The organism is Gemmatimonadaceae bacterium, from assembly GCA_019637355.1.
Lineage (GTDB): Bacteria > Gemmatimonadota > Gemmatimonadetes > Gemmatimonadales > Gemmatimonadaceae > Pseudogemmatithrix.
On record JAHBVT010000001.1, the window covers coordinates 2,192,763 to 2,216,817 of the forward strand.

Below are 24,055 nucleotides of genomic sequence, written 5' to 3' on the forward strand. Positions count from 1 at the left end.
GCCGTCCCGCGAAGCCTTCCTGGCGCGATTCACGAGGCAGGGGGCTTGCGCGTCTGTCGTTTTAACTAGATAGTTAAACTCGATGACCAAAGCCCGGAAACTCCCATCCGCCAAGCCGTCGGCCCCCGACGCGAGCCAGGACACCGAAGCGCGCATACTCGCCGCCGCCCGCGTGGTCTTCACTCGCGCCGGGACGGCCGGGGCGCGGATGCAGGACATCGCCCGCGAGGCCGGCGTCAACCAGGCGCTGCTCCACTACTACTTCCGCACGAAGCAGGCGCTCGCCGACCGCGTGCTGCGCGAAGCGGCGGGCAAGATCCTGGCGGCGCTGCCGCAGACGCTGCGTGCGGATGCGTCGCTCGAGGACGCGCTGAGCGGATTCGTCCGCAGCTACATCACCACGATGCGCCAGACGCCGTTCTTGCCGCCGTACCTCGCCGCCGAGGCCCATCACAACCCGGCGCGCGTCCTCGCGATCTTCGCCGCCGTCACCGGGCGGAGCCCGGAACAAGGTCCGCCGCCCGTGCTCGCCGTCGCGCAGCAGATGATCGACGCCCGCGTCGCCGCCGGTGAGATGCGTCCAATCCGCGCCGAGCAACTGGTCATCAACGTGATGGCGCTGCTCGCCTTCCCGTTCGTCGCGCGCAGCATCCTCGGCGGCGTACTCGCGATGGACCAGGCTGCCTTCGACCGCTTCCTCGACGAGCGCTGTGACGATCTCCCGCGCTTCATCCTCAACGCCGTCCGCCAATGACACCCTTTGCCCGCCTTGGTCTCGCCGCGGTGATGCTCGCGTCGGCCCTGCCGATGACGGCGCTCGTGGCGCAGGACGATTCGCTTCGGCTCCCTGCCCTGCTCGCCGCGATGCAGCGCCAGGACCGGCGCGCCGCACAGTTGCCGCTGCTGGATGCGCAGTCGGCGCTGCGCACGCGCAACCTCTCTCGCGAGCAGCTCCCCGGCGTCTCCGCGCTCGCCAGCGGCCAGTACGTCTCCGACGTGCCGGCCATCGGCGGCGTGCCGATGGTGCCCTATCAGCAGTACGACGCCTACGTGACGGTCCGCCAACGGCTCTTCGACCCGTCGCGCCGCCCGCGCGCGGAGCTCGAGCGCGCGCAGTTCGACGAAGCCGAGGCGCAGGTTCGCGGTCGCCTGTGGCAACAGCGGGCGCAGGTGAACGATGCGTTCTTCACGCTGCTCGCGCTCGACGCCGAACGGCGCACCCTCGAGGCGACCATCGCCGATCTCGAGACGCACCGCCGGCTCGCCGCCACGCGACTGGCGGCCGGCGCCGCGCTCGCCGGCGACGTTGCGCTGCTGGACGCGGAGCTGCTGCGACGGCGGCAGACCCTTGACGACATTGACGCCACGCGCGAGGCCACGCGCGCCGTCCTCGCCTCGTTGACCGGCGTTGGCATCGCGGAACCGGCTCGGCTCGCATTGCCAGACCTCGAGGCACCAGCCGCCGAGGCGCGCCGCGCACTCGACACGCTGCGCGCGCGTCCCGAGTACGACGCGTTCACGGGCAGCCGCGAGGCGTTGGCCGCGCGCGCCAGCCAGGCGCGGCGCAGCGACCTGCCGCGCGTCTCCGCCTTCGCGCGTAGCGGCTACGGCCGGCCGGGCATCAATCCGCTGGCACGGGACTTTCAGTCGTACTGGATCGCCGGCGTGCAGTTGGAATGGTCGCCGACGCTCTGGGGCGCCTCGGCGCGCGACGCCGAGGTCCAGCGCCTGCAGCAGGAGATCGTCGCCAGCGAAGAAGCGCAGTTCTCGGAACAGCTCCGCCGTGCCGTGCAACGCGATCTCGCGGCGATGGACCGGTTGCAGCGCAGTCTCGCCAGCGATGACGCCATCATCGCCCTGCACGAACGCGTCACGCTCGAGGCGCGCCGCCGCTTTGCCGAAGGCGGCGTCACCGCCGCCGAGCTCGTGGACCGCGAGACGGCCCTGATGGGCGCCCGCAGCGCCCGCGACCTGCACCGCGTGCAGCTCGCCGAGGCTCAGGCTCGCTTTCTCACCACTGTTGGACAGGAGATCAAGTGATGCCTCGCCATTCCTTCCTCGCGTTGGCCGGCGCCCTCGCGCTTGCGGCCTGCACCGGCGACGGCAGGCCCGACGCCTACGGCAACTTCGAGGCCGATGACGTCGTCATCGCGGCGCAGACCGCAGGGCCGATCCTGCGATTCGACGCGCTTGAAGGCCAGCCGGTGGCGGCGGGCGAGTTGCTCGCCCTCATCGACACGCAGCCGCTGTCCATCGAGCGCCGGCAACTGCAGGCGCAGCGCGGCGTCGTGCTGGCGCGGCGACAGGAACTCGGCGCGCAGCTGACGTCCACCGAGGCGCAGCACGAGATCGCCGAGCGCGCGATGCAGCGGGTGCAGCGCCTGCGCGATGGCGACGCAGCGACGGCGCAGCAGCACGATGCCGCCGAACGCGACCTGCGCGTGCTCGCCTCGCAGCGCGAGGCGCTCCAGGCGGGGCAGGCGTCGCTGACGGCGGAACTCGCATCGCTCGATGCCCGCATCGCCGCCGTCGACGACCGTTTGGCGCGCGCACAGGTACGTGCGCCGTTGGCCGGAACGGTCCTCACGACCTTCGCCCGCATCGGGGAGAGCGTGCAGCCGGGCCAGGCGCTGGTGAGCCTTGCCGACCTCTCCACCCTCACCCTGCGCGCCTACCTCACGGGCGACCAGCTCGGCCACGTGCGTCTCGGCCAATCCGTGACCGTGCACGCGACCATCGGCGACTCGCTCGTCGCGTTCCCAGGCACCATCGCGTGGATCTCGGCGCGCGCGGAGTTCACGCCGACGCCGATCCAGACGCGCAACGAGCGGGCCGACCTCGTCTACGCGATGAAGGTGCGCGTGGCCGACCCGCAGGGCCGTCTCAAGATCGGGATGCCCGGCGACGTCAACTGGACAGCCGCTCCGTGAGTGAATCACCGGTCGTGGTGGAGGGGCTGTCGAAGCGCTTCGGCGCGACGCAGGCGCTCGACCAGGTGTCGTTTACGGTGCAGCCCGCCGAGATCTTTGGCCTCGTCGGCCCGGACGGTGGCGGCAAGACGACATTGATGCGCATCCTCACCACGCTGATGCGTCCGGACACCGGCCGCGCCAGCGTGCTCGGCCGTGATGTCGTGCGCGACCTCTGGGCCATCCGCGCGCGGGTCGGCTATATGCCGGGACGGTTCTCGTTGTACGGAGATCTCTCGGTGGAGGAGAACCTGCGCTTCTTCGCGTCAGTGTTCGGGACCCGCCTCGAGGACGGCTACGACGTGATCGCGCCGATCTACCGGCAGATCGAAGCCTTCAAGGACCGGCGTGCGGCCGCGCTCTCCGGCGGGATGAAGCAGAAGCTCGCGCTCAGCTGCGCGTTGGTGCATCGGCCCCAGCTGCTCTTCCTCGACGAGCCCACCACCGGCGTGGACGCCGTCTCGCGCCGCGAGTTCTGGGACCTGCTGGCCGGGCTGCAGGCCGGCGGGCTGAGCATCGTCGTCTCGACGCCGTATATGGACGAGGCGGCGCGTTGTGACCGCGTGGCGCTCGTGCAGCAGGGCCGAGTGCTCGCGATCGACCAACCCGGTCGGATCGGCGCGCGCTTCCCGCGCCCGCTCTTCGCGGTGCGTGCACGGCAGCGCGCACAGCTGCTTGCGGCACTGCGGGCCTTTCCCACGGTTGCCTCGGCGTACCCCTTCGGCGTGGTCGTCCACTTCAGCGACCGCCGCAGCGATATCGCGCCGGCGGCGCTGGTCGCGGAACTCGAAGCGTTCCTCAAGGCGCAGGGCCTGACAGACGCCCGCGTCACGCCAACGCGGCCGGGCATCGAGGACGCGTTCATCGAACTAATGGGCGCCACGCCCGGAGCGGCCGCGTGAGCGTCGCCATCCACGTGGCCGGACTGACGCGCCGCTTCGGCGATTTCACCGCCGTGAACCGCATCAGCTTCGACGTCGCGCAGGGCGAAGTCTTCGGCTTCCTGGGCGCCAACGGCGCCGGCAAGACGACCGCCATCCGAATGCTCATCGGACTCCTGGCACCCACTGAGGGCGTGGCGAAGGTCGCGGGCTTCGATGTCGCCACGGACGCCGAGCAGGTGCGCCGACGCATCGGCTATATGAGCCAGCGCTTCTCGCTTTACGACGACCTCACGGTCCGTGAGAACATCGCGCTGTACGGCGGCATCTACGGCTTGAGCGACGCGGAGGTCGCGGCCCGCGGCGGGCAGTTGATCGCCACGCTAGACCTCGACGCGCACGCCGACCTGCTCGTGCGCACGCTGCCGCTCGGCTGGAAGCAGAAGCTGGCGTTTTCGGTCGCCCTGCTCCACGAGCCGCGTGTGGTGTTCCTGGATGAGCCCACCGGCGGCGTGGACCCGGTGACGCGCCGCCAGTTCTGGGAGCTCATCTACGCCGCTGCGGCGCGCGGCACGACGGTGTTCGTGACGACGCACTACTTGGATGAAGCCGAGTACTGCGACCGCGTCGCGATTATGACTGACGGCAAGCTGGCGGCGCTGGGGACGCCGGAGGAGCTGAAAGCCGAGTTCGCCTGTGACAGCCTCGACGAAGTCTTCGTGCGCCTGGCCCGCGGCCAGGGGGTGGCCGCGTGAGGCGCGCACTCGAGGCGCTGGGCGCCTTCGTCGTGAAGGAGTTCCGTCACATCCTCCGCGACCGGCAGACGCTGATCATCCTCCTCGGCCTGCCGGTGGCGCAGTTGATCCTGTTCGGCTTCGCGCTGCGCACGGATGTGCGCGACATCCGGCTCGCCTTCGTGGCGCAGGCACCCGACTACGAGACGGCAGCCCTGCGGACCCGCTTCGAGCGGAACGGACGCTTTACGCTCGTGGACCTGACGCCCGCACCAGGCGCATTGGACGCGGCCTTCCGCAGCGGGCGGGCGGACGTCGCCCTGGTGATCGCGCCCGGCCTGGCGGCCGGCCTTCGCGGCGGTGAGCCCGTCGAACTGCAGGTGATCGCCGATGCCTCAGACCCGAACACCGGCTCGACGATGCAGACGCACGTGCTCGCCGTGCTCCGTGCCTGGGAGCAGGAAGTGACGCCGCGGGCGGCGGGCGTGACCATCGAGCCGCGCATTCGGATGCTGTTCAATCCCACGCTCGAGAGCGTGAACCTCTTCGTGCCGGGCCTGATCGCGCCCATCCTCACCATCGTCACGGCGCTGATGACGGCCATCTCCCTCTCGCGCGAACGGGAGCGCGGGACGATGGAGGTCCTGCTCGTCTCACCGCTGCACCCGTGGCAGGTGATCGTCGGCAAGGTCGCACCGTATCTGCTGCTGGCCTTCGTGAACGTGGTCTCGGTGCTGGTGGCCGCGTGGCTGGTGTTCGGCGTGCCATTCCGCGGCGCGCTCGTGACCCTGATGGCCGGCAGCACGCTCTACGCGATGGTCGGCCTCGCGCTCGGCGTGCTCATCGCCGCCGTCACCAGCTCGCAGCTCTCGGCGATGCTCGCTGCCCTGATGGGCACGATGATGCCGAGCACGCTGCTGAGCGGGATGATCTTCCCAATCCCGTCGATGCCCACCGCGCTGCAGTTGCTCTCGCACCTGGTGCCGGCGCGCTGGTTCATCGAGATCTCCCGCGGCGTGATGCTCAAGGGCGCCGGCTGGACGGAACTCTGGCCCCAGTTCGTCATCCTCGCACTGATGTTCACGGCCCTCGTGTCGCTGGCCATCCGCAAGTTCTCAGTGAGGCTCGACTGATGCGCGCCCTCCGCGTCCTGCTCCGCAAGGAGTTCCTGCAGATCCGTCGCGACCCGACGATCCTGCGGCTGCTCTTCCTCGCGCCGATCATCCAGCTCGTCATCCTCGCCAACGCCGCGAGCTTCGAGGTGAAGCACAGCCGGCTCTGGGTCGTGGACCAGGACCGCAGCGAGCGTTCGACCGCCCTCGTCGAACGCCTGCAGGGCACTGGACGCTTCACCGTGGTCGGGCGCTCCTCGCGGGCGGCAGACGGCACCGAGGCGCTGCTGGCGCGCGATGCCGACGCCATCCTGTCCATCCCGGGCGGCTTCGCGCGCGACCTCGCGCGCACGAGGCACGGTATGGTGCAACTGGCCTTCAACGCGGAAGACGGCGCCCAAGCGGGCGTGGCGAGTTCGTACGCCGCGGAGGTGCTCTCGCGCTTCGGCGCGGAACTCGCCACGGACCACCGCCCGCCGCGCCTCGACCTGCACCGTCGCTTCTGGTTCAACCCAGCGCTCGACTACCGCTGGTATATGGTGCCCGGCATCCTCGTGCAACTCATCACGATCGCCGGCACGTTTATGGCCGCCCTCAACATCGTGCGGGAGAAGGAGGCCGGCACGCTGGACCAGCTGAACGTCACGCCGATCGGACGCACGACCTTCGTCGCCGCCAAGCTCATTCCGTTCTGGATCATCGGCCTCGTCCAGCTCAGCGTCGGCCTGCTCGTCGCGCGACTCATCTTCCAGGTTCCGATCGAGGGGTCGCTGGTGCTGCTGTACGCCGGTGCCGCGCTCTACCTGGTCGCGGCGCTCGGGATCGGCCTCTGGGTGTCCAGCGTGGCCGAGACCCAGCAGCAGGCGGTGTTCGTCGCCTTCTCGCTGATGATGGTCTACATCCTGATGAGCGGGCTGTTCACACCCGTGCGCTCGATGCCGGAGTGGGCGCAGGGCATCGCGGCACTGAACCCGCTGATGCACTTCATCGCGATGATGCGGGGCGTGATGCTGAAGGGGGCGGGGCTGTTGGAGGTACTCCCGCGCCTCGGGGCGCTCGCGCTGGCCGGTGCCGTGCTGATGACGCTGGCCGTCCGACAGTACCGCAAAGGCGGAGCGTAGCGGCGCGCGGTAGATTCCCGCGATGCTCGAACCTCTCGCCCCCACCAAGGACGTCCGCCGCGTCATCCTCGCCTCGTCCCTCGGCACGGTCTTCGAGTGGTACGACTTCTATCTCTACGGCTCGCTCGCGGCCATCATCTCGCGCCAGTTCTTCTCCGGCGTCAATGAGACCGCCGGGTTCATCTTCGCCCTGATGGCCTTCGCCGCGGGGTTCGCCGTACGGCCCTTCGGCGCCGTGTTCTTCGGCCGTATCGGTGACCTGGTCGGCCGAAAGTACACCTTCCTCATCACTATCGTGCTGATGGGGGCGTCCACGTTCCTGGTGGGCATCCTGCCGACCTACGCTCAGATTGGCATCTTCGCGCCCGTGATTCTGATCCTGTTGCGACTCGCGCAGGGTCTCGCGCTCGGCGGCGAGTACGGCGGTGCGGCAACGTACGTGGCCGAGCACGCGCCGGCGGGCAAGCGCGGGCTGTACACCAGCTGGATCCAGACCACGGCGACGCTGGGATTGTTCCTCTCCTTGCTCGTGATCCTCGGTTGCCGCGTGTTGCTCGGCGCCGAGGCCTTCGAGGCCTGGGGCTGGCGCATTCCCTTCCTCTTCTCGATCGTGCTGCTGGGCATCTCCACGTGGATTCGCCTCTCGCTCGACGAGTCCCCGGTGTTCAAGAAGATGAAAGCCGAGGGGACGCAGTCGAAGGCACCGCTGCGCGAATCCTTTGCGCGCTGGGGCAATCTGCGCATCGTGCTCATCGCGCTGTTCGGGTTGGTCGCCGGTCAGGCCGTCATCTGGTACACGGGACAGTTCTACGCGCTGTTCTTCCTCACGCAGACGCTGAAGGTCGAGGCGCAGGCCGCCAACATCCTGGTCGCCACGGCGCTGCTGCTGGGCACGCCGTTCTTCATCGTGTTCGGTTGGCTTTCGGACAAGGTGGGACGCAAGCGCGTCATCCTAACCGGCTGCCTCCTCGCGGCGGTCGGCACCTTCCCGTTGTTCCGCGCACTCACCGCGGCGGCGAATCCGGCATTGGCGCGCGCGCAGGCCACCTCGCCAGTGCAGGTCCTCGCTGACCCACGCGAGTGCTCGGTGCAGTTCAATCCGGTTGGCACCGCTCAGTTCACCACCTCCTGCGACGTGGCGAAGGCAGCGCTCGTGCGCCGCGGCATCCCGTACGAGAACCAGCGGACCGAAGCCAGCGCCGTCGTGAAGGTCGGTGCCGCGCAGGTGAGGTCGTTCGACGCGAGACAAGACAGCGACGGCAGCGCGCGAGCGCGCTTCGAGTCGGAGATCACCGCCGCCCTGACCGCCGCCGGCTATCCTGAGCGCGCCGATATGGACGCGCTCGACCGCCCGCGCGTGGTGCTCATCCTGTTCGCGCTGATGTTGCTCGTCACGATGACCTACGGCCCCGTGGCGGCGATGCTCGTCGAGCTTTTCCCCACGCGCATCCGCTACACCTCGATGTCCCTGCCCTACCATATCGGCAACGGCTGGTTCGGCGGCTTCCTGCCCACCACCGCCTTCGCCATCGTCGCGGCGACGGGCGACTTCTATGCCGGACTGCGCTACCCGGTGGCGATCGCCGTGATGACGCTGGTCATCGGGATGCTGCTCTTGCCGGAAACCAAGGACGTCGACCTCGAGGACGCCTGAGCCGGCGACTGCGCTAGAACCACTCCGTGCGCATCTCGAATGCCGCCGGGTCGTTCCGGAGCAGCAAGGCGGCGTCGGCCTCGTGCTTCGGCAGTTCGAAGCCGAAGTAGAACTTGGCCGCCTGCAGCTTGCCCTCGTAGAACGCGACGTCCGATAGTCCGGCGCCGGACGCCAGCGCCCGCTCGGCGACCGTCGCCTGCTCCAGCCACAGCCCAGCGTACACCACCCGCGACACCAGTTCGAGATACGCGGTGGCGTTGGCAAGGCCGCGCGCAGGCTCCGACTGTATTGCGCGTACGAGGCTCTGCGTGACTGACGTCATCCGCTTTGCCGCCTCCTGCAGCTGTGCCGCCAGCGGCGCGAGCGCAGCTGACGTCGCACCAGAGGCCATCCGCTGCAGGTCCTCAAGCAGCGCGTGGAAGCACGCGCCCTGATCCTGCGTCACCTTCCGCCCGAGCAGGTCCAGCGCCTGGATGCCGTTGGTGCCCTCGTGGATCTGGTTCAGGCGGTTGTCGCGGTACAGCTGCTCCACGTCGTACTCGCGCGCATAGCCGTAGCCGCCCATCACCTGCACCGCCGCGCTGATGCCCTCCTGGCAATAGACGCTGGGCCAGGTCTTGGCGATCGGGGTGAGCGCTTCGAGCAGGCGCGTGGCGCGCGTACGCGCCGCGTCATCGGCGACCGTCTGCTGCTCGTCCACCAGTCGCGCGCAATACAGCACGAGGTGCAGCGAGCCCTCGGCGGCCGTCTTGGCGACCAGCAACATTCGCCGCACGTCCGCGTGCTCGATGATCGCCACCGGCGGCTTCGACGGGTCCTTCTCGCCGGGCACGCGGCCCTGGCGCCGCTGCTGTGCGTAGTCAAGCGCCGAGCGGAAGGCGGCATAGCCCATCGCCGTCGCGGCGCGCCCGACGCCGATGCGCGCCTCGTTCATCATATGGAACATATAGGCGAGGCCGTGGTGCGGCTTCCCGAGTAGTTCGCCGACGCAGGCACCGCGCTCACCGAAGTTCAGCAGCGTGGACGTCGTGCCGCGCCAGCCCATCTTGTGGATGAGCCCGCCGAGCGTGACGTGGTTGTCCGCGCCGGCGCTCCCGTCAGGGCCCACGAGCTTTCGCGGCACGATGAATAGGGAGATGCCCTTCGTGCCCGCCGGCGCGCCTTCGATCCGCGCCAGCACGAGGTGCACGATGTTCTCGGTGAGCTCGTGCTCGCCGCCGGAAATCCAGATCTTCGTGCCCTCGATGCGATAGCTGCCATCAGGCTGCGGGATGGCCTTCGTTCGCAGGTCCGCCAGCGACGAGCCGGCATCGGGCTCGGTCAGCGCCATCGTGCCGGAGAACCGACCCGTGAGCAACGGTGGCAACCAGCGGGCCAATTGCTCCTCGCTCACGAACGCCGCCAAGAGGTTCGAGGCGCCGGCCGTGAGCATCGGGTAGCTGGCCGTTCCGATATTTGCGGCCTCGAGATGCGCGATGGCCGCCGAAGCGATGACGTGCGGGAGCTGCAGCCCGCCGCGCGACTCGTCGTGTGTGGCGGCGATGATCCCCGCGTCCGCCGTGGCGTTCCAGGCGGGCTTCACCCCGGGTTGCAGCACGACCTTGCCGTCGCGGATCTCCGGCTCCTGCTGGTCGTTGGCCTTGCGGTTGGGCGCGTAGTACTCGCGCGCGACGCCCTCGGCGGTATCGAGCACCGCATCGTATATCTCGCGCCCCTGCCCCTCGTGCCTCGGCCGCGTGGCCAGTGCATCGGCGCCGAGAAGTTCGTAGAGCAGGAAGTCGAGGTCGCGGCGCGGCAGCATCGGAGAGCCCAAGCGAAGGTGATTGTTGAAGCTACCGAGGGCGCATTCGGCGGTCCACGTGCGCCCCGCGGCCTGCCGACACACATTTCTCCGATGCGCCGACGCCTTCAGATCGCTGCCGCCGTCTTTGGCGTGCTGGCTGTGCTCCATATGTTCTTCGCGCCGGTGCCGATCAAGCCGGTGGCCTGGGAAGCCCCGAGCAACCCGGGCTACACCGGAGTCTTCGAAGCCAACACCCGTCTCTCGGCGATGCAGCTCGTGGAGATCGGAGAGGACGCCGGACCGGAAGCCATCGCCCGAGACGCAGAGGGCCGCTTGTACCTCGCGACGTACGGCGGCTGGATCGTCCGGCTCGACTCCGCTGGCGGCAACCCACAGCGCTGGGCCAACACCGAGGGCCGTCCGCTGGGAATGGCCTTCGATCACGACGGCACGCTCTGGGTCGCCGACGCGCACCGGGGACTGCTCTCCGTCTCGCCGAGCGGCGCCGTGCTGCTGATGGCCACGGCGGCGGGCGGATCCCCCATCCGCCTCGCGGACGACCTCGACGTCGCGCCCGACGGCCGCGTGTACTTCACCGACGCCTCGACCAAGTTCTTCTGGCCCAAGTACAACGCGCTGGACGCGAGTATCTACGAGGTGGTCGAGCACCGCGGCACCGGCCGTGTGATCGAGTACGACCCCAGCACCGGGCAGACGAGCGTGCTCGCCGCCGGGCTGGTCTTCCCCAACGGGATTGCGGTGACGCACGACGGCAGCGGGCTGCTCGTAAACGAGATGGGCAACTACCGCGTGCTGCGCATCGAGCGCGAAGGCGTGGCTCGCGGCGCGATGCAGGCGGTGGTCACCGACCTGCCGGGCTTCCCGGACAACATCACGCGCGGCCTCGATGGCCGGTACTGGATCGCGCTGGTCTCGCCGCGGAACCGTCTGGCCGACTGGATGTCCGACAAGCCGATGTTCCGCTCGATGCTCCTGCGCCTGCCGCGCTTCGTGCGGCCGGGTCCGGTCAACTACGGGCACGTCATCGCCATCGATTCCAGCTGGCGCGTCGTCGCGGACCTGCAGGATCCATCCGGCAAGCTCCCGGCACTCACCTCGGTGCTGGAGTCGCCGGGTACGCTGTGGCTCGGCAGCCTCAGCGCCCCGACGGCGGCGCGGCTCAACTGGCCGGCGGCGCCTTGAGTCCCTCGGGGCCGATCAAGCTCTGCGCCACACGCTCCATCGTCAGGCCCTGCACGAGCACCGAGAAGCAGACAATCACATAGGCGACAGTCAGCAGCGTGCTGCGGATGGGCCCCGCCGGCAACGCCAAGGCCAGCGCGATGCTGATTCCTCCGCGGACGCCCGCCCAGGTGAGCAGACGGAATCCGCCGACAGGCCAGCCGAGGCGCGATTGCAACGGAATGAGCGGCAGCGCAACGGCCGCAAAGCGCGCCAGCAGACCGATTGGAATGAGCGCCGCACCCAGCATCAGCGCGCGGGGGTCCATATCGAGCACCAGTACCTCGACGCCGATCAGCACGAACAGCGCGGCGTTCAGGAACTCGTCCACCAACTCCCAGAACTCATCGAGTCGCCGCTGCGTGCGCTCCGAGAGTGCCAGCGAGCGACCCTGCTGCCCGAGCATCAGGCCGGCGATCACCATCCCGAGCACGCCCGAGACGTGCAGCATCCGCGCTAAGAGATAGCCGCCGAAGACCAACGCCAGCGTGAAGAGGATCTCCACCTGGTAGTTGTCTACGTGACGCAGCGCCGCGACCGCCAGCGCACCGAGCGCGAAGCCCAGCAACAGGCCGCCGGCCACCTCGAACACCAGCAGGTGCCCCACCTCGCCGAGGCTCGGCGGCGCACCCTTGAGGATAGCCGCCGACACGCCGAGGAAGAGCACCACACCGAAGCCGTCGTTGAACAGCGACTCGCCGGTGATGGCCATCTGCAACTCCTTCGGCACGCCGGCCTTCTTGAGCAGCGCCCCGACCGCGATCGGGTCCGTCGGCGCAATCAGCGCGCCAAAGGCGAGGGCCCAGAGGAACGGCACCTCGAAGCCCAGCAGCGCGCCTACGCCCATCAAGGCGGCCGTCAGCATCCCGGCGGCGAGCACGAGTCCCACGCTCGCGAGCGTGAGCACCGGCACGGCCTGCGAACGCAGCGCGTTCCAGTCCACGTGCAGTGCCGCGGCAAAGAGCAGCGGCGCCAGCATCACGTCCAGCAGCGTGTCGCGGAAATCGATCTCCTCGATGGCGCGCACGACGGGGGCGAGATCCACCAGTCCGAAGAGAGCCGCGACCTTGAGGAGCAGGGCGCTCACCAGTGCGGTGGCGAGCAGGCCGATGGCCGGCGGCAGCTTGATCCAGCGTACGTTGACGTACGCGAGGGCCGCCGTGAGCACGAGGAGGGTCGTGATGAGTTCGAGCATCGGGGAACGCTAGCGCGGCTGGCGCTCCGGCGCGAGCGGCCGGGCCCGCGGAGGCGTAGCTTTCGTCAGACCCTCTCCACAGGAACTCCAGCAATGCGCTTGTTCGTCCGCCTCGCGTTCGCCGCGATCGTCGTCGCCTCGCCCATCGCCCTCGCCGCGCAGACCGGCGAAGCCCTCATCCGCCAGATCGGTGGCACGCCCGCGGTGACCGACCCCGACTTCCGCGCCCCGGCCGACCTCACCTACCGCCGCGCCTGGCACGTGACCGTCGGGCCGGAAGCGGCCGGCGGCATCGCCCCTGGGTTTCGCTGGCCGGCGCAGTTCCTGCGCCTCATCGAGTCCAACGGCGTGCCGCGCAGCAACATCAAGCTGGCCATCATCGTGCACGGCACCGCCACGCAATCGCTGCTCAACAACGCCACATATCGGGCGCGGACCGGTGCCGATAACGGCAGCATCGCGCTGCTCACGGCCCTCCACGAGGCCGGCGTGCAGATCATCGTCTGCGGGGAGGCGCTCATCAGCCGCGACGTCCCACGCGGCCAGCTGCTGCCCTTCGTGAAGGTCGCGACCACGGCCACCAGCGCCAACGCCATCCTCAGCGCCCAGGGCTACCAGGTCATTCCCCCGGCGCCGTAGCGCCGGGCGCCGCCGGCTCAGGCCGGCGGCCTGCCCCAGTCGCGCCGCTCGTCCGTCACCGGCGCGATGATCCAGCGCGCAATGAAGATGAAGCTGAGCAGCACCAACACGCCCACCCCTTGCCCTTTGGCAGGGGACATCCCGAGCTGACCGATGCAGACCCAGGCCACGGCCGCCCAGATCACCGGGCCGGTGATGGCGCTGAAGCGCCCGACCATCCCATACAGGCCGTAGAACTCGCCGATGCGGTGCGGCGGCGTCAGGCGCAGCATATACGGCCGGTCGGCGCTCCAGATACCGCCGAGGGCCACCCCGGCCATCGACGCCACCAGGAACAGCATCTTCCAGTCCAGCCCCAGTAGGCCCACCGCCGCCGCCAGCGTGAACGTCGCCACCCACAGCCAGAGCACGTAGTCCAGCGTGCGCTTTGGGCCGACCCGGTCCACTAGATACCCCCACATAAAGCCGCCGAGCACGGCGAACGAGATGGCCGAGAGCATAATGAGGCGCGCCTTGCCCTCGCCCTCCGGCGTGCTCAGGCCCGACGCCACGGCCACGTTCACCGTGTACAGCGTCATAATGCTGATCACGGTGTTGATGGCATCCGTGTAGAACACGCGGCCCACGAGAAATCGGATCAGCCCCGGATACTCCTGCCCGCTGCGCAGCGTGCGGATCGTCTCGCGCGTGGACTCGGCGATCATCGCCAGGCTGAACACCGGCCGTGGGTTCGGGTTGCCGCGCTCCTTCACGAACACGAAGCAGGGAATGCTGAGCACGAGGAAGGCCACGGCGATGGCCGTGAACAGGAACGGCTTGTCCGCCGACTGCGGCAGGAAGCCGATGCCCACCGCGAAGTACGAGCCCAAGTAGCCCACACCCACGCCGATGCCGGAGATGCGCCCGCGGTTCTCCTCCGTGGTCACCTCGGGGAGCAGCGCGTCGTAGAACTGCAGGCCGGCTTGGTACGCCGCATTGGCCAGGACGAACGCCAGCATCGTCACCCAGTAGCCGCTGCGGGCGATGAGCGCCGTGAGGCCCACGCAGATCAGCGTGCTGACGATCAAGAACGGCATCCGGCGGGCCGCGCGGTCGGTCATCGAACCGAGCAGCGGCGACAGCACGAAGATGATGCCCATCGAGATGGCCGTGATGATGCCGTACACGGTGTCGGCCCGCTCGGCGCCGACCTGGTCACGCACCCAGAGCGAGAAGTACAGCGAAACCACGCCCATCGAGAAGATGGTGTTGGCGAGGTCGTAGGTGATCCAGGACCAGACGGCGCGCTTCGGGATGACTCGCGGTGGGTTCGTCATCCGGAGAATGTGGGGGGGCGGCCGTGGCGTGCGCCAGCGGTCGCCCTATCGCGGAGTAGGGAACGGGGCGATAATGGCCGATACTCCCTTGATGCGACAGGAGCCACCGCTGAGCACCGCCGCGCCCCCCGCCCCGGAGTCCGCCACGACGACCCAGGTCGAACGTGGGCTGAGGAGGCACGCGCGCGTCCTTGCGATCGGGACGGCGCTCGCCTCCACCGCAGCCGTGCTGGCCTGGCCCGCCGGCCTCGGCGAGTTGCTCACCTTCGGCGCGAGCCAGGTACCGACGGCACCGGGTACCGGCGTAATTGGCCTCCTGCTCTCCGTAGCCCTGCTGATCCGTGCAGGCCGAGCAGTCGACGACAGAGACAGCGCCGGATACGGTGCGTTGGTCGGCGGGGCGCTCGCATTTGCCATTGCCTGCGTCTGGGCGCAGCTCAACGGCTACGATCTCGCGCTCGAGAGCTGGCTTGCCGGCACCACCGAAGTACGCGACGGCATCGCGATTGGCCGCGTCTCACGCTACACGGCTGGGCTGTACGTCCTTCTCGCCGGCACCCTCCTGATGCGGCGCAGCCCCGGGCGCCGGCAAGCCGAAGCCATCGCGCTGACGCTCGTGGTGGGGGCCTGCGTGCTTCTGATCCAAGGCTATCTCTTGGGCGCACCGCTGATGTACGGTGGCTATGGCATTATCCCGGTCGCCGCGCCGACCGCGCTGCTGATCTTCGCCATCGCCATCGCAGCGCTGTTGCTCACCGGCCCCGACATCTGGCCGATCCGCCTGTTCCTGCCAGCCAAGCAGCTCGGCGTCTTGCCGACCCGCGGCGGCTTTGCGTGGCTGGCGCTACTGCTCAGCGCCCTCGTCGTCAGTTCCGGCTTCTTCTGGTACTCGGGCGAACGTCGCCGGTCGGAAGAACGCACAGCCGCGACGCTGGAGGCCATCGGCGACCTCAAGGCCCGCGAGCTCACCCACTGGTATGCCTCGCACCGCACCACCGCCACAGCGCTCAGCCGCGCACCCCTGCGCACCGCCGAACTGCTGCAGGATGCCTCGCCCGCCGCGTCACCAGGTCGCCGCGAGGCCGTGCGTCGATGGCTCACGCACATCCTCGAGGACAACGACTACGAGTCAGTGACGCTGTTCGCTGCGGATGGACGGGAGGTGCTGCGCGTCGCGGTCGATGGGAATCGCGGTGGTTCCGCAGCCCTCGGACGGCGGGTGCGCGCCCTGCCGGCCACCGACACGTTGATCATCGATGGCCTGCAGAACCTGGATGGCCTGCCGCAGATGACGATATGGGCGCCCATCGCACAGGACGCACGGGCGGGCCTCCGGGCACCGGGCGCCTGGCTGGCGCTCCTGATCCACGCCGATGATGGGCTCGACCAGATTGTCACCGAACCGCCGGCACACTACCGCACCGGGGAGTTCCTCCTCTGGCGCCAGGACGGCGACTCGCTGCGCATCGTGTCGAAGCCGCGAAGCGATCCCGGCGCACGGTTCCGGGCCGTACACATCGACACCGATACCAGCCTCGTCGTCTCCGCAACCCTGCGCGCGGGACCCGGCATTTTCGCCGGGAATGACTACCGCGGTGTCCCCGTCCGGGCCAATGTCCGCCGAGTGGCAGGGACGCCGTGGATCCTGTCGTCCAAGGTGGATGCCAGCGAAATCCGCGTCCCCGTTCTCACCGCCGCCCTGCGCGCGACCTCCTTCACACTCATCTTCCTGCTCGGCACCGCAGCCGTCGTGTACGCGATGTGGTACCGCCGAGACCTTGTCCGCAGCAACCTCGAGCTCGATCTCATCGCAGCCCGTGAGGCCTCGATGGCCGACGTCCGGTCCAGCGAGGAGCGCTACGCCCGCGCGATGCGCGGCACCACCGACGGCCTCTGGGAGCTCGACCTCGTCACCGGGCTCGCGTACGTCTCCGACCGCTGGCGGGCAATCGTCGGAATCGGGCCCGAGGTCCCCGTCAACACCGAAGATGAGTTCCTCGAACTCATCCATCCCGACGACGTGCCACGCCAGCGCGAGGCCGTGCGCAACAACATCGACGCGGGCATCCCCTACGACATCGAGTTGCGTCTCCGCGACGAGTCCCAGGGGCCACGTTGGATCCGCACCCGCGCCGACATCCAGCGCGACGCCGACGGGCGTCCACTGCGGATGACTGGTGCCATCACCGACATCACACGCTCGGTGCTGGCCGAGCAGGCCCTGCACCGCGCTGACCGCGTGCTGCGGGTCCGCAGCGCCATCAATCAAGCCATCGTCCGCGCCGAACAGGAACCCGAGTTGCTCGAGGTCGCCTGCGAGAGCCTCGTGCGCGAGGGAGGCTACCGGATGGCGTGGATCGGCGAGCGGCCGCGCGACACCGCCGGCGGTGGCCGGCAAATGGCGACGGCCGGCGACGAGCGCGGCTCCCAGAGCTCCGTCTCCATCCCGCTCCAGGTCGGCAACGATGTCATCGGCGCCCTGACCATCTACGCTGGCGAGCCCGACGCCTTTGATGCCGAAGAACTCACCCTGCTCGAAGCGTTGGCCCGCGACCTCTCCTTCGGTATTGCCGTGCTGCGCAATCGCGCCACGATGGCCCGGCAGCGAGAGCAGCTCCTGCTCTTCCGCCAGACCATCGAACGCCACTCCGACGCCATCTTCATCGCCGACCTCGCGACCGGCCGCTTCGTGGACTTCAACGAGGCGGCGTTGCAACAGCTGGGCTACACCGCCGACGAGATGCGGAAGATCGGTCCCTCGGACGTGGTCGTCGACTTCGGCAGCCGCGGCGGCTTCCGCGCCGTCGCGACGAACATCAAGGCCGCCGGTGGCATCGTTCGCAATACCCTGCACCGTCGCAAGGACGGCTCCGAGATCCCCGTCGAGGTCGCGCTGTCACTCATCGAGAGCGGCGGGCGGCAGTTGGTCCTCGGCATCGCCCGCGACGTCTCCGATCGACTCCGCTTCGACTCCGAACGAGAGGACCTGCAGCAGCAACTCACCCGCGCCCAGAAGATGGAATCCGTCGGACGCCTCGCCGGCGGCGTGGCCCACGACTTCAACAACCTGCTCACGGTCATCACCGCCACCACCGACCTCGCGCTCGCCGAGACGGCCGACGACACGGCCCAGCGGCACGACCTCCTCGAGATCCGCTCCGCCGCCGAGCGCGCCGCCGCGCTCACCCGGCAGCTTCTCGCCTTCAGCCGCCAGCAGGTGCTCAAGCGCGAGGTTCTCGACCTCAATGATGTCGTCTCGACGTTCCTCAAGATGCTCAGTCGCGTCATCGGTGAGGACGTTCGCGTGGAGCTCAAGCTCGGTCGCGACGTGCCATCCATCATCGCCGATGCCGGCCAGCTCGAGCAGGTGTTGATGAACCTCTGCGTCAACGCTCGCGACGCGATGCCCGCCGGCGGGACGCTCATCATTGGCACCGGCATCGCCGACGTGGACGGCGAACACGCCGCGCGCCGAGAGGGAATGTCGAAGGGGACCTACGCCGTGCTGAGCGTCTCCGATACCGGCGTCGGGATGGACAAGGCCACCCAGGCCAAGATCTTCGACCCCTTCTTCACCACAAAGGCGGTGGGCCGCGGCACGGGACTCGGCCTCTCGACCGTCTACGGGATCGTCAAACAGTCTGGCGGCAGCGTGTGGGTGTACTCCGAACCGGGGCACGGGACCACCTTCAGGATCTACCTCCCGATCACGGCGGAAGCGCCGCCCGAGGTGACCAGTGCTTCGTCAGGGCGCGCCCGGCGCGGCGAGGAAACCATCCTCGTCGTCGAGGACGAGGAGTCGATCCGTCTCGTCGCCCGTCGCGTGCTTGAGCGCGAAGGCTACACCGTGCTGGAAGCCGCCTCCGGACCGGATGCCCTGTCCCTGCTGGAGCGGCACACGGGGCCGCTGCACCTCGTGATGACCGACCTCGTGATGCCGGGAATGACTGGCATCGAGCTCGCGCAACGGCTCGCGGCGACGCACCCGGCCCTCAAGATGTTGTTCACGTCCGGATACTCGGCGGACGTGGTCTCGGACCGCTTCCGTCCGCAAGACGACTGGAACTTCATCGCCAAGCCCTACGGCGTCCGCGAGCTCGCCGCCGAGGTGCGGCGCGTGCTCGATGTCTAGTCCTTGAGTTCGCGCACCCTCCAACCACACCCTCGGGGTCAGCGCGGTCCCTGAAGCATCCGGTGCTCGACCTTGTGCATCGCCACGTCCGCCACGGTCTTGAGCGCCCCGAACAGCAGCACCCCCGCCATCCCGCCGCCCAGCACCGCCCCGATGATGATCGTGATGTGCATCGGGATCACCCGCAGGTAGGGCAGGAACATCAGCGTCCCGATGTTGGGGGCGTTGCGCAGGTCCGCCTCCACGTGCTCCCGGTGCGAGGCCCCGTGGCTGACCATAAAGCCGACAAACGCCGCGACGAACCAAATGCTGTCTAGAGGCCGCACCCGCCCCACCGCCATCAGCATCACCGCGCCCGTCTCGGTGTTCGTGATGGGCACGGTCCCGTCCATCATCCCCGATGATGAGAACGCCATCAGGAACACGAAGTACCCGAGGTGGAAGAAACCGTAGTGGGCCGTGAAGAACACCCACATCTGCTGGCGCGTGCCCGGCGTCGGCTGCACGGGCGACCCGTTGAACTCCACGCCGTCGGTGAGGAACACCTGCAGCTTCTGCATCCGGCGTACGTTGTAGTAGCCGATGACCACGCTTTGAATCCAGTACGGCCACATCAGGAGGAGTAGCCCCTCCCCGCTCAACACCGCCCATCCCACGATGGCGGCGTTCATCGCGACAATGCCGCGGGCGGAGCTGTCGCGCGGACGTTCGCCGAGGTAGATGGCCATAGGTGGGCGAAAGTAGCCTGCCTCGCGGCCGGGCGGGAGAGGGGAGGCGGGAGGAGGGTGAAGGCAGAAAGACGGGGAACGGGAGAAGACAGAAAGAGGGGAGATGGCGGGAAACGTCTCCCGGCCTTCTCCCCTCTCCCAACCATCTCCCGTCTCCCACCTACCTGCCGTCACCCACCTACCTGCCGTCACCCACCTCCCACCTCCCATCTCCCGGCTCCCAGCCTACTCCTCGTCGGGAATCGGAGCCAACAGCGATGCATCCGCCTCGGCAGGCGCCGCGAGGAACTCCTCCGGCAACGCCCCGAAGCCACCGAATTCCGGCGCCGGCATCGGCGGCGGCTCGATGTCCATATCCACGTCCGAGTACCGGTACATCCCGGTGCCGGCGGGGATCAGGTGGCCGATGATGATGTTCTCCTTGAGGCCGAGGAGGTTGTCCTTGGCGCCCCGGATGGCGGCATCGGTCAGCACGCGCGTCGTCTCCTGGAAGCTCGCCGCCGAGATGAACGACTGCGTGGTGAGCGACGCCTTGGTGATGCCGAGGAGCAAGGGCTCCGACGAGGCCGGCCGCTGCTTCTTCTTCTTGGCCTTGTCGTTGGCTTCCCGGAACGCCGCCTTGTCCACGTGCTCGCCCTCGAGGAACTCGGTGTCCCCCGACTCGGCGATGCGCACCTTCTGCAGCATCTGGCGCACGATCACGCCGATGTGCTTGTCGTTGATCTTCACGCCCTGCAGGCGATACACCTCCTGCACTTCGTTCAGGAGGTACTCCTGCACCGCGCGCGGGCCCTTGATCCGCAGGATGTCGTGCGGGTTCACCGGGCCCTCGGAGAGGCGGTCGCCGGCGCGCACGCGGTCGCCCTCGTGCACGCGCAGGTGCTTGCCCGACGCCACTTCGTACAGCTGCGGCTGCTGCGTCTCGTCCAGCGAACCGCTGGAGTCGATCGGCTGCACGAAAATCTCGCGCTTGCCGCGCTTGATGTCGCCGAAGCGCACGACGCCGTCGATCTCGGAGATCGTCGCCGGGTCCTTCGGCTTGCGGGCTTCGAAGAGCTCCGCCACGCGCGGCAGGCCGCCCGTGATGTCGCGGGTCTTGTAGGCCTCGCGGGAGATCTTGGCGATCGTCTGGCCGGCCGCCACGTCGGCGCCGTCCTCGATGATCAGCTGTGCGCCCACCGGGATCACGAAGTCGCGGACCTTCTTCTCCTTGCCGCCCTTCGTCTGCCAGATCTCGATGTGCGGGTGCAGCTTCTTCTCGCGGTCTTCGATGACCACGCGCTGGCGCAGGCCGGTGAGCTCGTCGAGCTCCTCCGACACCGTCTCCTCCTCCACGAGGTCGACGAACTTCACCGTGCCGGACACGTCCGCGATGATCGGGTTCGTGTACGGGTCCCAGGTGAAGATCGTGTCTTCCTTCTTCACGTCCTGCCCGTCGGTGACGGTCAGGATGGCGCCCAGCGGCACCTGCAAGCGGGCCATCACCGGCGCGTTCTTGTCCCGCGTCGCGCGGATGAACAGCTCGCCCTCGTACGACGTCACGATCTCCTGGCCCTCGGGATTCGTCACGTGCACGAGCCGCTCGCCGAACACCACCACGCCCGCCACCTTCGACTTGCGCGCCGTCTGCTCCGCGATGCGGGCCGCCGTACCGCCGATGTGGAACGTGCGCAGCGTCAGCTGCGTGCCCGGCTCGCCGATGGACTGCGCCGAAATGATGCCCACGGCCTCGCCCAGGTCCACCATCTGCATCGTGGCCAGGTTGCGGCCGTAGCACATCCGGCAGAGGCCGCGCTTGGCCTCGCAGGTGAGCACCGAGCGGATCTTCACCGTCTCGATGCCCGCCTCCTCGATCTGCTGCGCGACTTCCTCGAGGATCATATGGCCGGCCTCGACCAGCAGCTGCGGGCGCCCCGCCTCGTCCAGCAGCTGCGGATCGACGATGTCGTCCGCCGCCACCGTCCCGACGATGCGCTCCGCCAACGGCTCGATGATGTCCTCGCCTTCCTTCAGCGCGCCGATCTCCAGCCCCATCACCGTGCCGCAATCCTCCTCGGTCACCACCACGTCCTGGGCCACGTCGCAGAGACGACGCGTCAGGTAGCCGGCGTCGGCCGTCTTGAGCGCCGTGTCGGCCAGGCCCTTGCGGGCGCCGTGCGTGGACGAGAAGTACTCGAGCACCGAGAGGCCTTCACGGAAGTTCGACTTGATCGGGTTCTCGATGATCTCGCCGATGCCGCCGGTGAGCTTCTTCTGCGGCTTCGCCATCAGGCCGCGCATACCCGCCAGCTGGCGGATCTGGTCGCGGCTACCACGCGAGCCGGAGTCGAACATCATGAACACCGGGTTGAACCCGCCCTGCGACTCGCGCATCCGCTTGACCATCGCGTCGGCGATGTCGTTGTTGGCGTGCGTCCAGGTGTCGATGACCTTGTTGTAGCGTTCGCCGTTCGTGATGTTGCCCGTCTGGTAGGCCTTCTGGAACCGCGTCACGCGCGCCGCGGCCTCCTCGAGCAGCGTCTCCTTCTCCGCCGGGATCTCGAGGTCCTCGATCGCGATCGACACGCCGCCACGGGTCGCGTTCCGGAAGCCGAACTCCTTCAGGCGGTCCAGGAACTGCACCGTCTCGGAGAGCCCTGCCTTGCGGTACGACTCGAAGACCAGCTCGCCGAGCTTCTTCTTCTTCATATCGTGGTTCTGGAACGGCAGCGCCGACGGCACGATCCCGTCGAAGAGCACGCGGCCGGCCGTCGTGGTCACCCACGCCGTCCCGCCCTCGGCGCTGCGCGCCAGGTACCGCACCGGCGACTGCACGTGGATCTGGTGCAGGGCCAGCGCCATCTCGACCTCGGCCGACGAACCGAACGAACGCAGCTTCTGCTGCGCCTTCTCGTCCTTGAGCAGTGCGTCGAACCCGGCCGGCGCCTTCGTCGCGAAGTAGCAGCCCAGCACGATGTCCTGCGACGGCTCCGCCACCGGACGACCGTCCGACGGCTTGAGGATGTTGTTGCTCGACAGCATCAGCACGCGCGCTTCCAGCTGCGCCTCGTACGAGAGCGGCACGTGCACAGCCATCTGGTCACCGTCGAAGTCGGCGTTGAACGCCGCGCAGACGAGCGGGTGGATGCGGATGGCCTTGCCTTCCACCAGCACCGGCTCGAAGGCCTGGATGCCGAGGCGGTGCAGCGTCGGTGCGCGGTTGAGCAGCACCGGATGGTCGCGGATAATCTCTTCGAGGATCTCGAACACCTCGGAGGACTCGCGCTCCACGATCTTCTTGGCGCGCTTCACCGTCTCCGCGATGCCCTTCTCCACCAGCTTGTGGATGATGAACGGCTTGAACAGCTCCAGCGCCATCGCCTTGGGCAGGCCGCACTGGTGCAGCTTGAGCTCCGGACCCACCACGATCACCGAGCGGCCCGAGTAGTCCACGCGCTTGCCGAGCAGGTTCTGGCGGAACCGGCCCTGCTTGCCCTTGAGCATATCCGACAGCGACTTCAGCGGACGCTTGCCGCGGCCGCGGATCGCCTTGGAGCGGCGCCCGTTGTCGAACAGCGCGTCCACCGCCTCCTGCAGCATTCGCTTCTCGTTGCGCAGGATGACTTCCGGCGCCCGGTGCGAGATGAGCTTAGTGAGACGGTTGTTGCGGTTGATGACGCGACGGTACAGGTCGTTGAGGTCCGACGTGGCGAAGCGCCCGCCGTCCAGCGGCACCAGCGGCCGCAGGTCGGGCGGGATCACCGGCACGACGTCCATAATCATCCACTCCGGCTTGTTGCGCAGGCCCGAGTGGTCACCGGAGTTCCGGAACGCGTCGACGATCTTCAGGCGCTTGAGCTGCGCCTTCTTCTTGTGCTGCGAGGTCTCCACCACCACCTGGGCGCGGAGTTCCTCGGCCACCTTGTCCACGTCGAGGCGCTGCAGGAGCTCGCGCACCGCCGGCGCGCCGATGTCGGCCTTGAAGGCGCTGTCGCCCTCTTCCTTGGCCTTCATCCGCAACTGGAGGTACTGCTCCTCGTCCAGGAGGTCGTTCATCTTGACCTCCTGCGCCCCCGGGTCGATCACCACGTAGTTGCTGTAGTAGATCACCTTCTCGAGCTCACGCAGCGTGAGGTCGAGCAGGTTGCCCATCGGGCTCGGCAGGGTCTTGAAGAACCAGATGTGCGCCACCGGCACGGCCAGCTCGATGTGGCCCATCCGGTCGCGACGCACCTTGCTCAGCGTCACTTCCACGCCGCAACGGTCGCAGATCACGCCGCGATAGCGGATCCGCTTGTACTTGCCGCAGTGGCACTCCCAGTCCTTCACCGGGCCGAAGATCTTCTCGCAGAACAGGCCATCCTTCTCCGGCTTGAACGAGCGATAGTTGATCGTCTCGGGCTTGGTCACCTCACCCCACGACCACCACGACCGCAGGCCGGCCATCTCCAGCCGCTCGCGCTCCTTGGGGTCCCGGGGGCCGCGGATCTCCTCGGGCGAGGCGATGCGGACCTGGATATAGTCGAACGCCGACGCGCTCTTCTCGCGGACGCTACGGAAATCAATCATC

General features: G+C 68.4%; 16 protein-coding genes. 11 read left to right on the forward strand and 5 right to left on the reverse strand.

Annotated elements, in window-relative coordinates; genetic code table 11:
* Window positions 1-82 precede the first annotated feature (82 nt).
* The 8 genes from KF689_10090 to KF689_10125 are packed head-to-tail and all read left to right on the forward strand — an operon-like array spanning window position 83 to window position 8,471.
* The gene (locus KF689_10090; protein MBX3133721.1) at window positions 83-754 is read left to right on the forward strand and encodes a TetR/AcrR family transcriptional regulator; all 672 of its coding nucleotides are present in this window, start codon (window positions 83-85) and stop codon (window positions 752-754) included.
* Window positions 751-2,040, forward strand: a complete 1,290-nt coding sequence (locus KF689_10095; protein ID MBX3133722.1) for a TolC family protein — start codon at window positions 751-753, stop codon at window positions 2,038-2,040. The genes KF689_10090 and KF689_10095 overlap by 4 nt, the downstream gene beginning before the upstream one ends.
* Complete coding sequence (locus KF689_10100; GenBank protein ID MBX3133723.1) at window positions 2,040-2,930, forward strand: HlyD family efflux transporter periplasmic adaptor subunit; 891 nt, start codon at window positions 2,040-2,042, stop codon at window positions 2,928-2,930. Before KF689_10095 ends, KF689_10100 begins: the two co-directional genes overlap by 1 nt.
* Entirely contained in the window at window positions 2,927-3,871 is a 945-nt protein-coding gene (locus KF689_10105) for an ABC transporter ATP-binding protein (GenBank protein MBX3133724.1), read from the forward strand. The genes KF689_10100 and KF689_10105 overlap by 4 nt, the downstream gene beginning before the upstream one ends.
* On the forward strand, window positions 3,868-4,605 hold the full coding sequence (locus KF689_10110; protein MBX3133725.1) for an ABC transporter ATP-binding protein: 738 nt from the start codon (window positions 3,868-3,870) through the stop codon (window positions 4,603-4,605). Before KF689_10105 ends, KF689_10110 begins: the two co-directional genes overlap by 4 nt.
* A complete protein-coding gene (locus KF689_10115; GenBank protein ID MBX3133726.1) occupies window positions 4,602-5,717 on the forward strand; it encodes an ABC transporter permease in 1,116 nt (371 codons plus the stop codon). Before KF689_10110 ends, KF689_10115 begins: the two co-directional genes overlap by 4 nt.
* Window positions 5,717-6,817 carry an ABC transporter permease gene (locus tag KF689_10120; GenBank protein MBX3133727.1) on the forward strand — a complete coding sequence of 367 codons (1,101 nt, stop codon included), beginning with the start codon at window positions 5,717-5,719 and terminating at the stop codon, window positions 6,815-6,817. The genes KF689_10115 and KF689_10120 overlap by 1 nt, the downstream gene beginning before the upstream one ends.
* A gap of 22 nt (window positions 6,818-6,839) precedes the next feature.
* On the forward strand, window positions 6,840-8,471 hold the full coding sequence (locus KF689_10125; protein ID MBX3133728.1) for an MHS family MFS transporter: 1,632 nt from the start codon (window positions 6,840-6,842) through the stop codon (window positions 8,469-8,471).
* A 13-nt stretch (window positions 8,472-8,484) separates the two neighbouring features.
* On the opposite strand, the gene KF689_10130 is transcribed toward KF689_10125, so the two are convergent.
* Window positions 8,485-10,272, reverse strand: coding sequence for an acyl-CoA dehydrogenase (locus tag KF689_10130; GenBank protein ID MBX3133729.1), 1,788 nt, complete (start codon window positions 10,270-10,272; stop codon window positions 8,485-8,487).
* A 93-nt stretch (window positions 10,273-10,365) separates the two neighbouring features.
* On the opposite strand from KF689_10130, the gene KF689_10135 reads away from it, so the two are divergent.
* Window positions 10,366-11,457, forward strand: a complete 1,092-nt coding sequence (locus KF689_10135) for an SMP-30/gluconolactonase/LRE family protein (protein ID MBX3133730.1) — start codon at window positions 10,366-10,368, stop codon at window positions 11,455-11,457.
* Here the strand turns inward: KF689_10135 and KF689_10140 are convergent.
* Window positions 11,435-12,691, reverse strand: coding sequence for a sodium:proton antiporter (locus KF689_10140; GenBank protein ID MBX3133731.1), 1,257 nt, complete (start codon window positions 12,689-12,691; stop codon window positions 11,435-11,437). The two genes, KF689_10135 and KF689_10140, sit on opposite strands and share 23 nt — an antisense overlap.
* A 93-nt stretch (window positions 12,692-12,784) precedes the next feature.
* Between KF689_10140 and KF689_10145 the strand changes: the two genes are divergently transcribed.
* Window positions 12,785-13,330, forward strand: a complete 546-nt coding sequence (locus KF689_10145) for a DsrE family protein (protein MBX3133732.1) — start codon at window positions 12,785-12,787, stop codon at window positions 13,328-13,330.
* A 17-nt stretch (window positions 13,331-13,347) separates the two neighbouring features.
* Here the strand turns inward: KF689_10145 and KF689_10150 are convergent, their stop codons facing one another.
* On the reverse strand, window positions 13,348-14,646 hold the full coding sequence (locus KF689_10150) for an MFS transporter (GenBank protein MBX3133733.1): 1,299 nt from the start codon (window positions 14,644-14,646) through the stop codon (window positions 13,348-13,350).
* 91 nt (window positions 14,647-14,737) lie between these two features.
* Between KF689_10150 and KF689_10155 the strand changes: the two genes are divergently transcribed.
* Window positions 14,738-18,778, forward strand: a complete 4,041-nt coding sequence (locus tag KF689_10155; GenBank protein ID MBX3133734.1) for a PAS domain S-box protein — start codon at window positions 14,738-14,740, stop codon at window positions 18,776-18,778.
* A gap of 38 nt (window positions 18,779-18,816) precedes the next feature.
* On the opposite strand, the gene KF689_10160 is transcribed toward KF689_10155, so the two are convergent.
* Both KF689_10160 and rpoC read right to left on the reverse strand, forming a co-directional pair.
* Window positions 18,817-19,506 carry a hypothetical protein gene (locus KF689_10160; protein ID MBX3133735.1) on the reverse strand — a complete coding sequence of 230 codons (690 nt, stop codon included), beginning with the start codon at window positions 19,504-19,506 and terminating at the stop codon, window positions 18,817-18,819.
* A 225-nt stretch (window positions 19,507-19,731) separates the two neighbouring features.
* Window positions 19,732-24,054, reverse strand: coding sequence for a DNA-directed RNA polymerase subunit beta' (gene rpoC / locus KF689_10165; protein ID MBX3133736.1), 4,323 nt, complete (start codon window positions 24,052-24,054; stop codon window positions 19,732-19,734).
* Window position 24,055 lies beyond the last annotated feature (1 nt).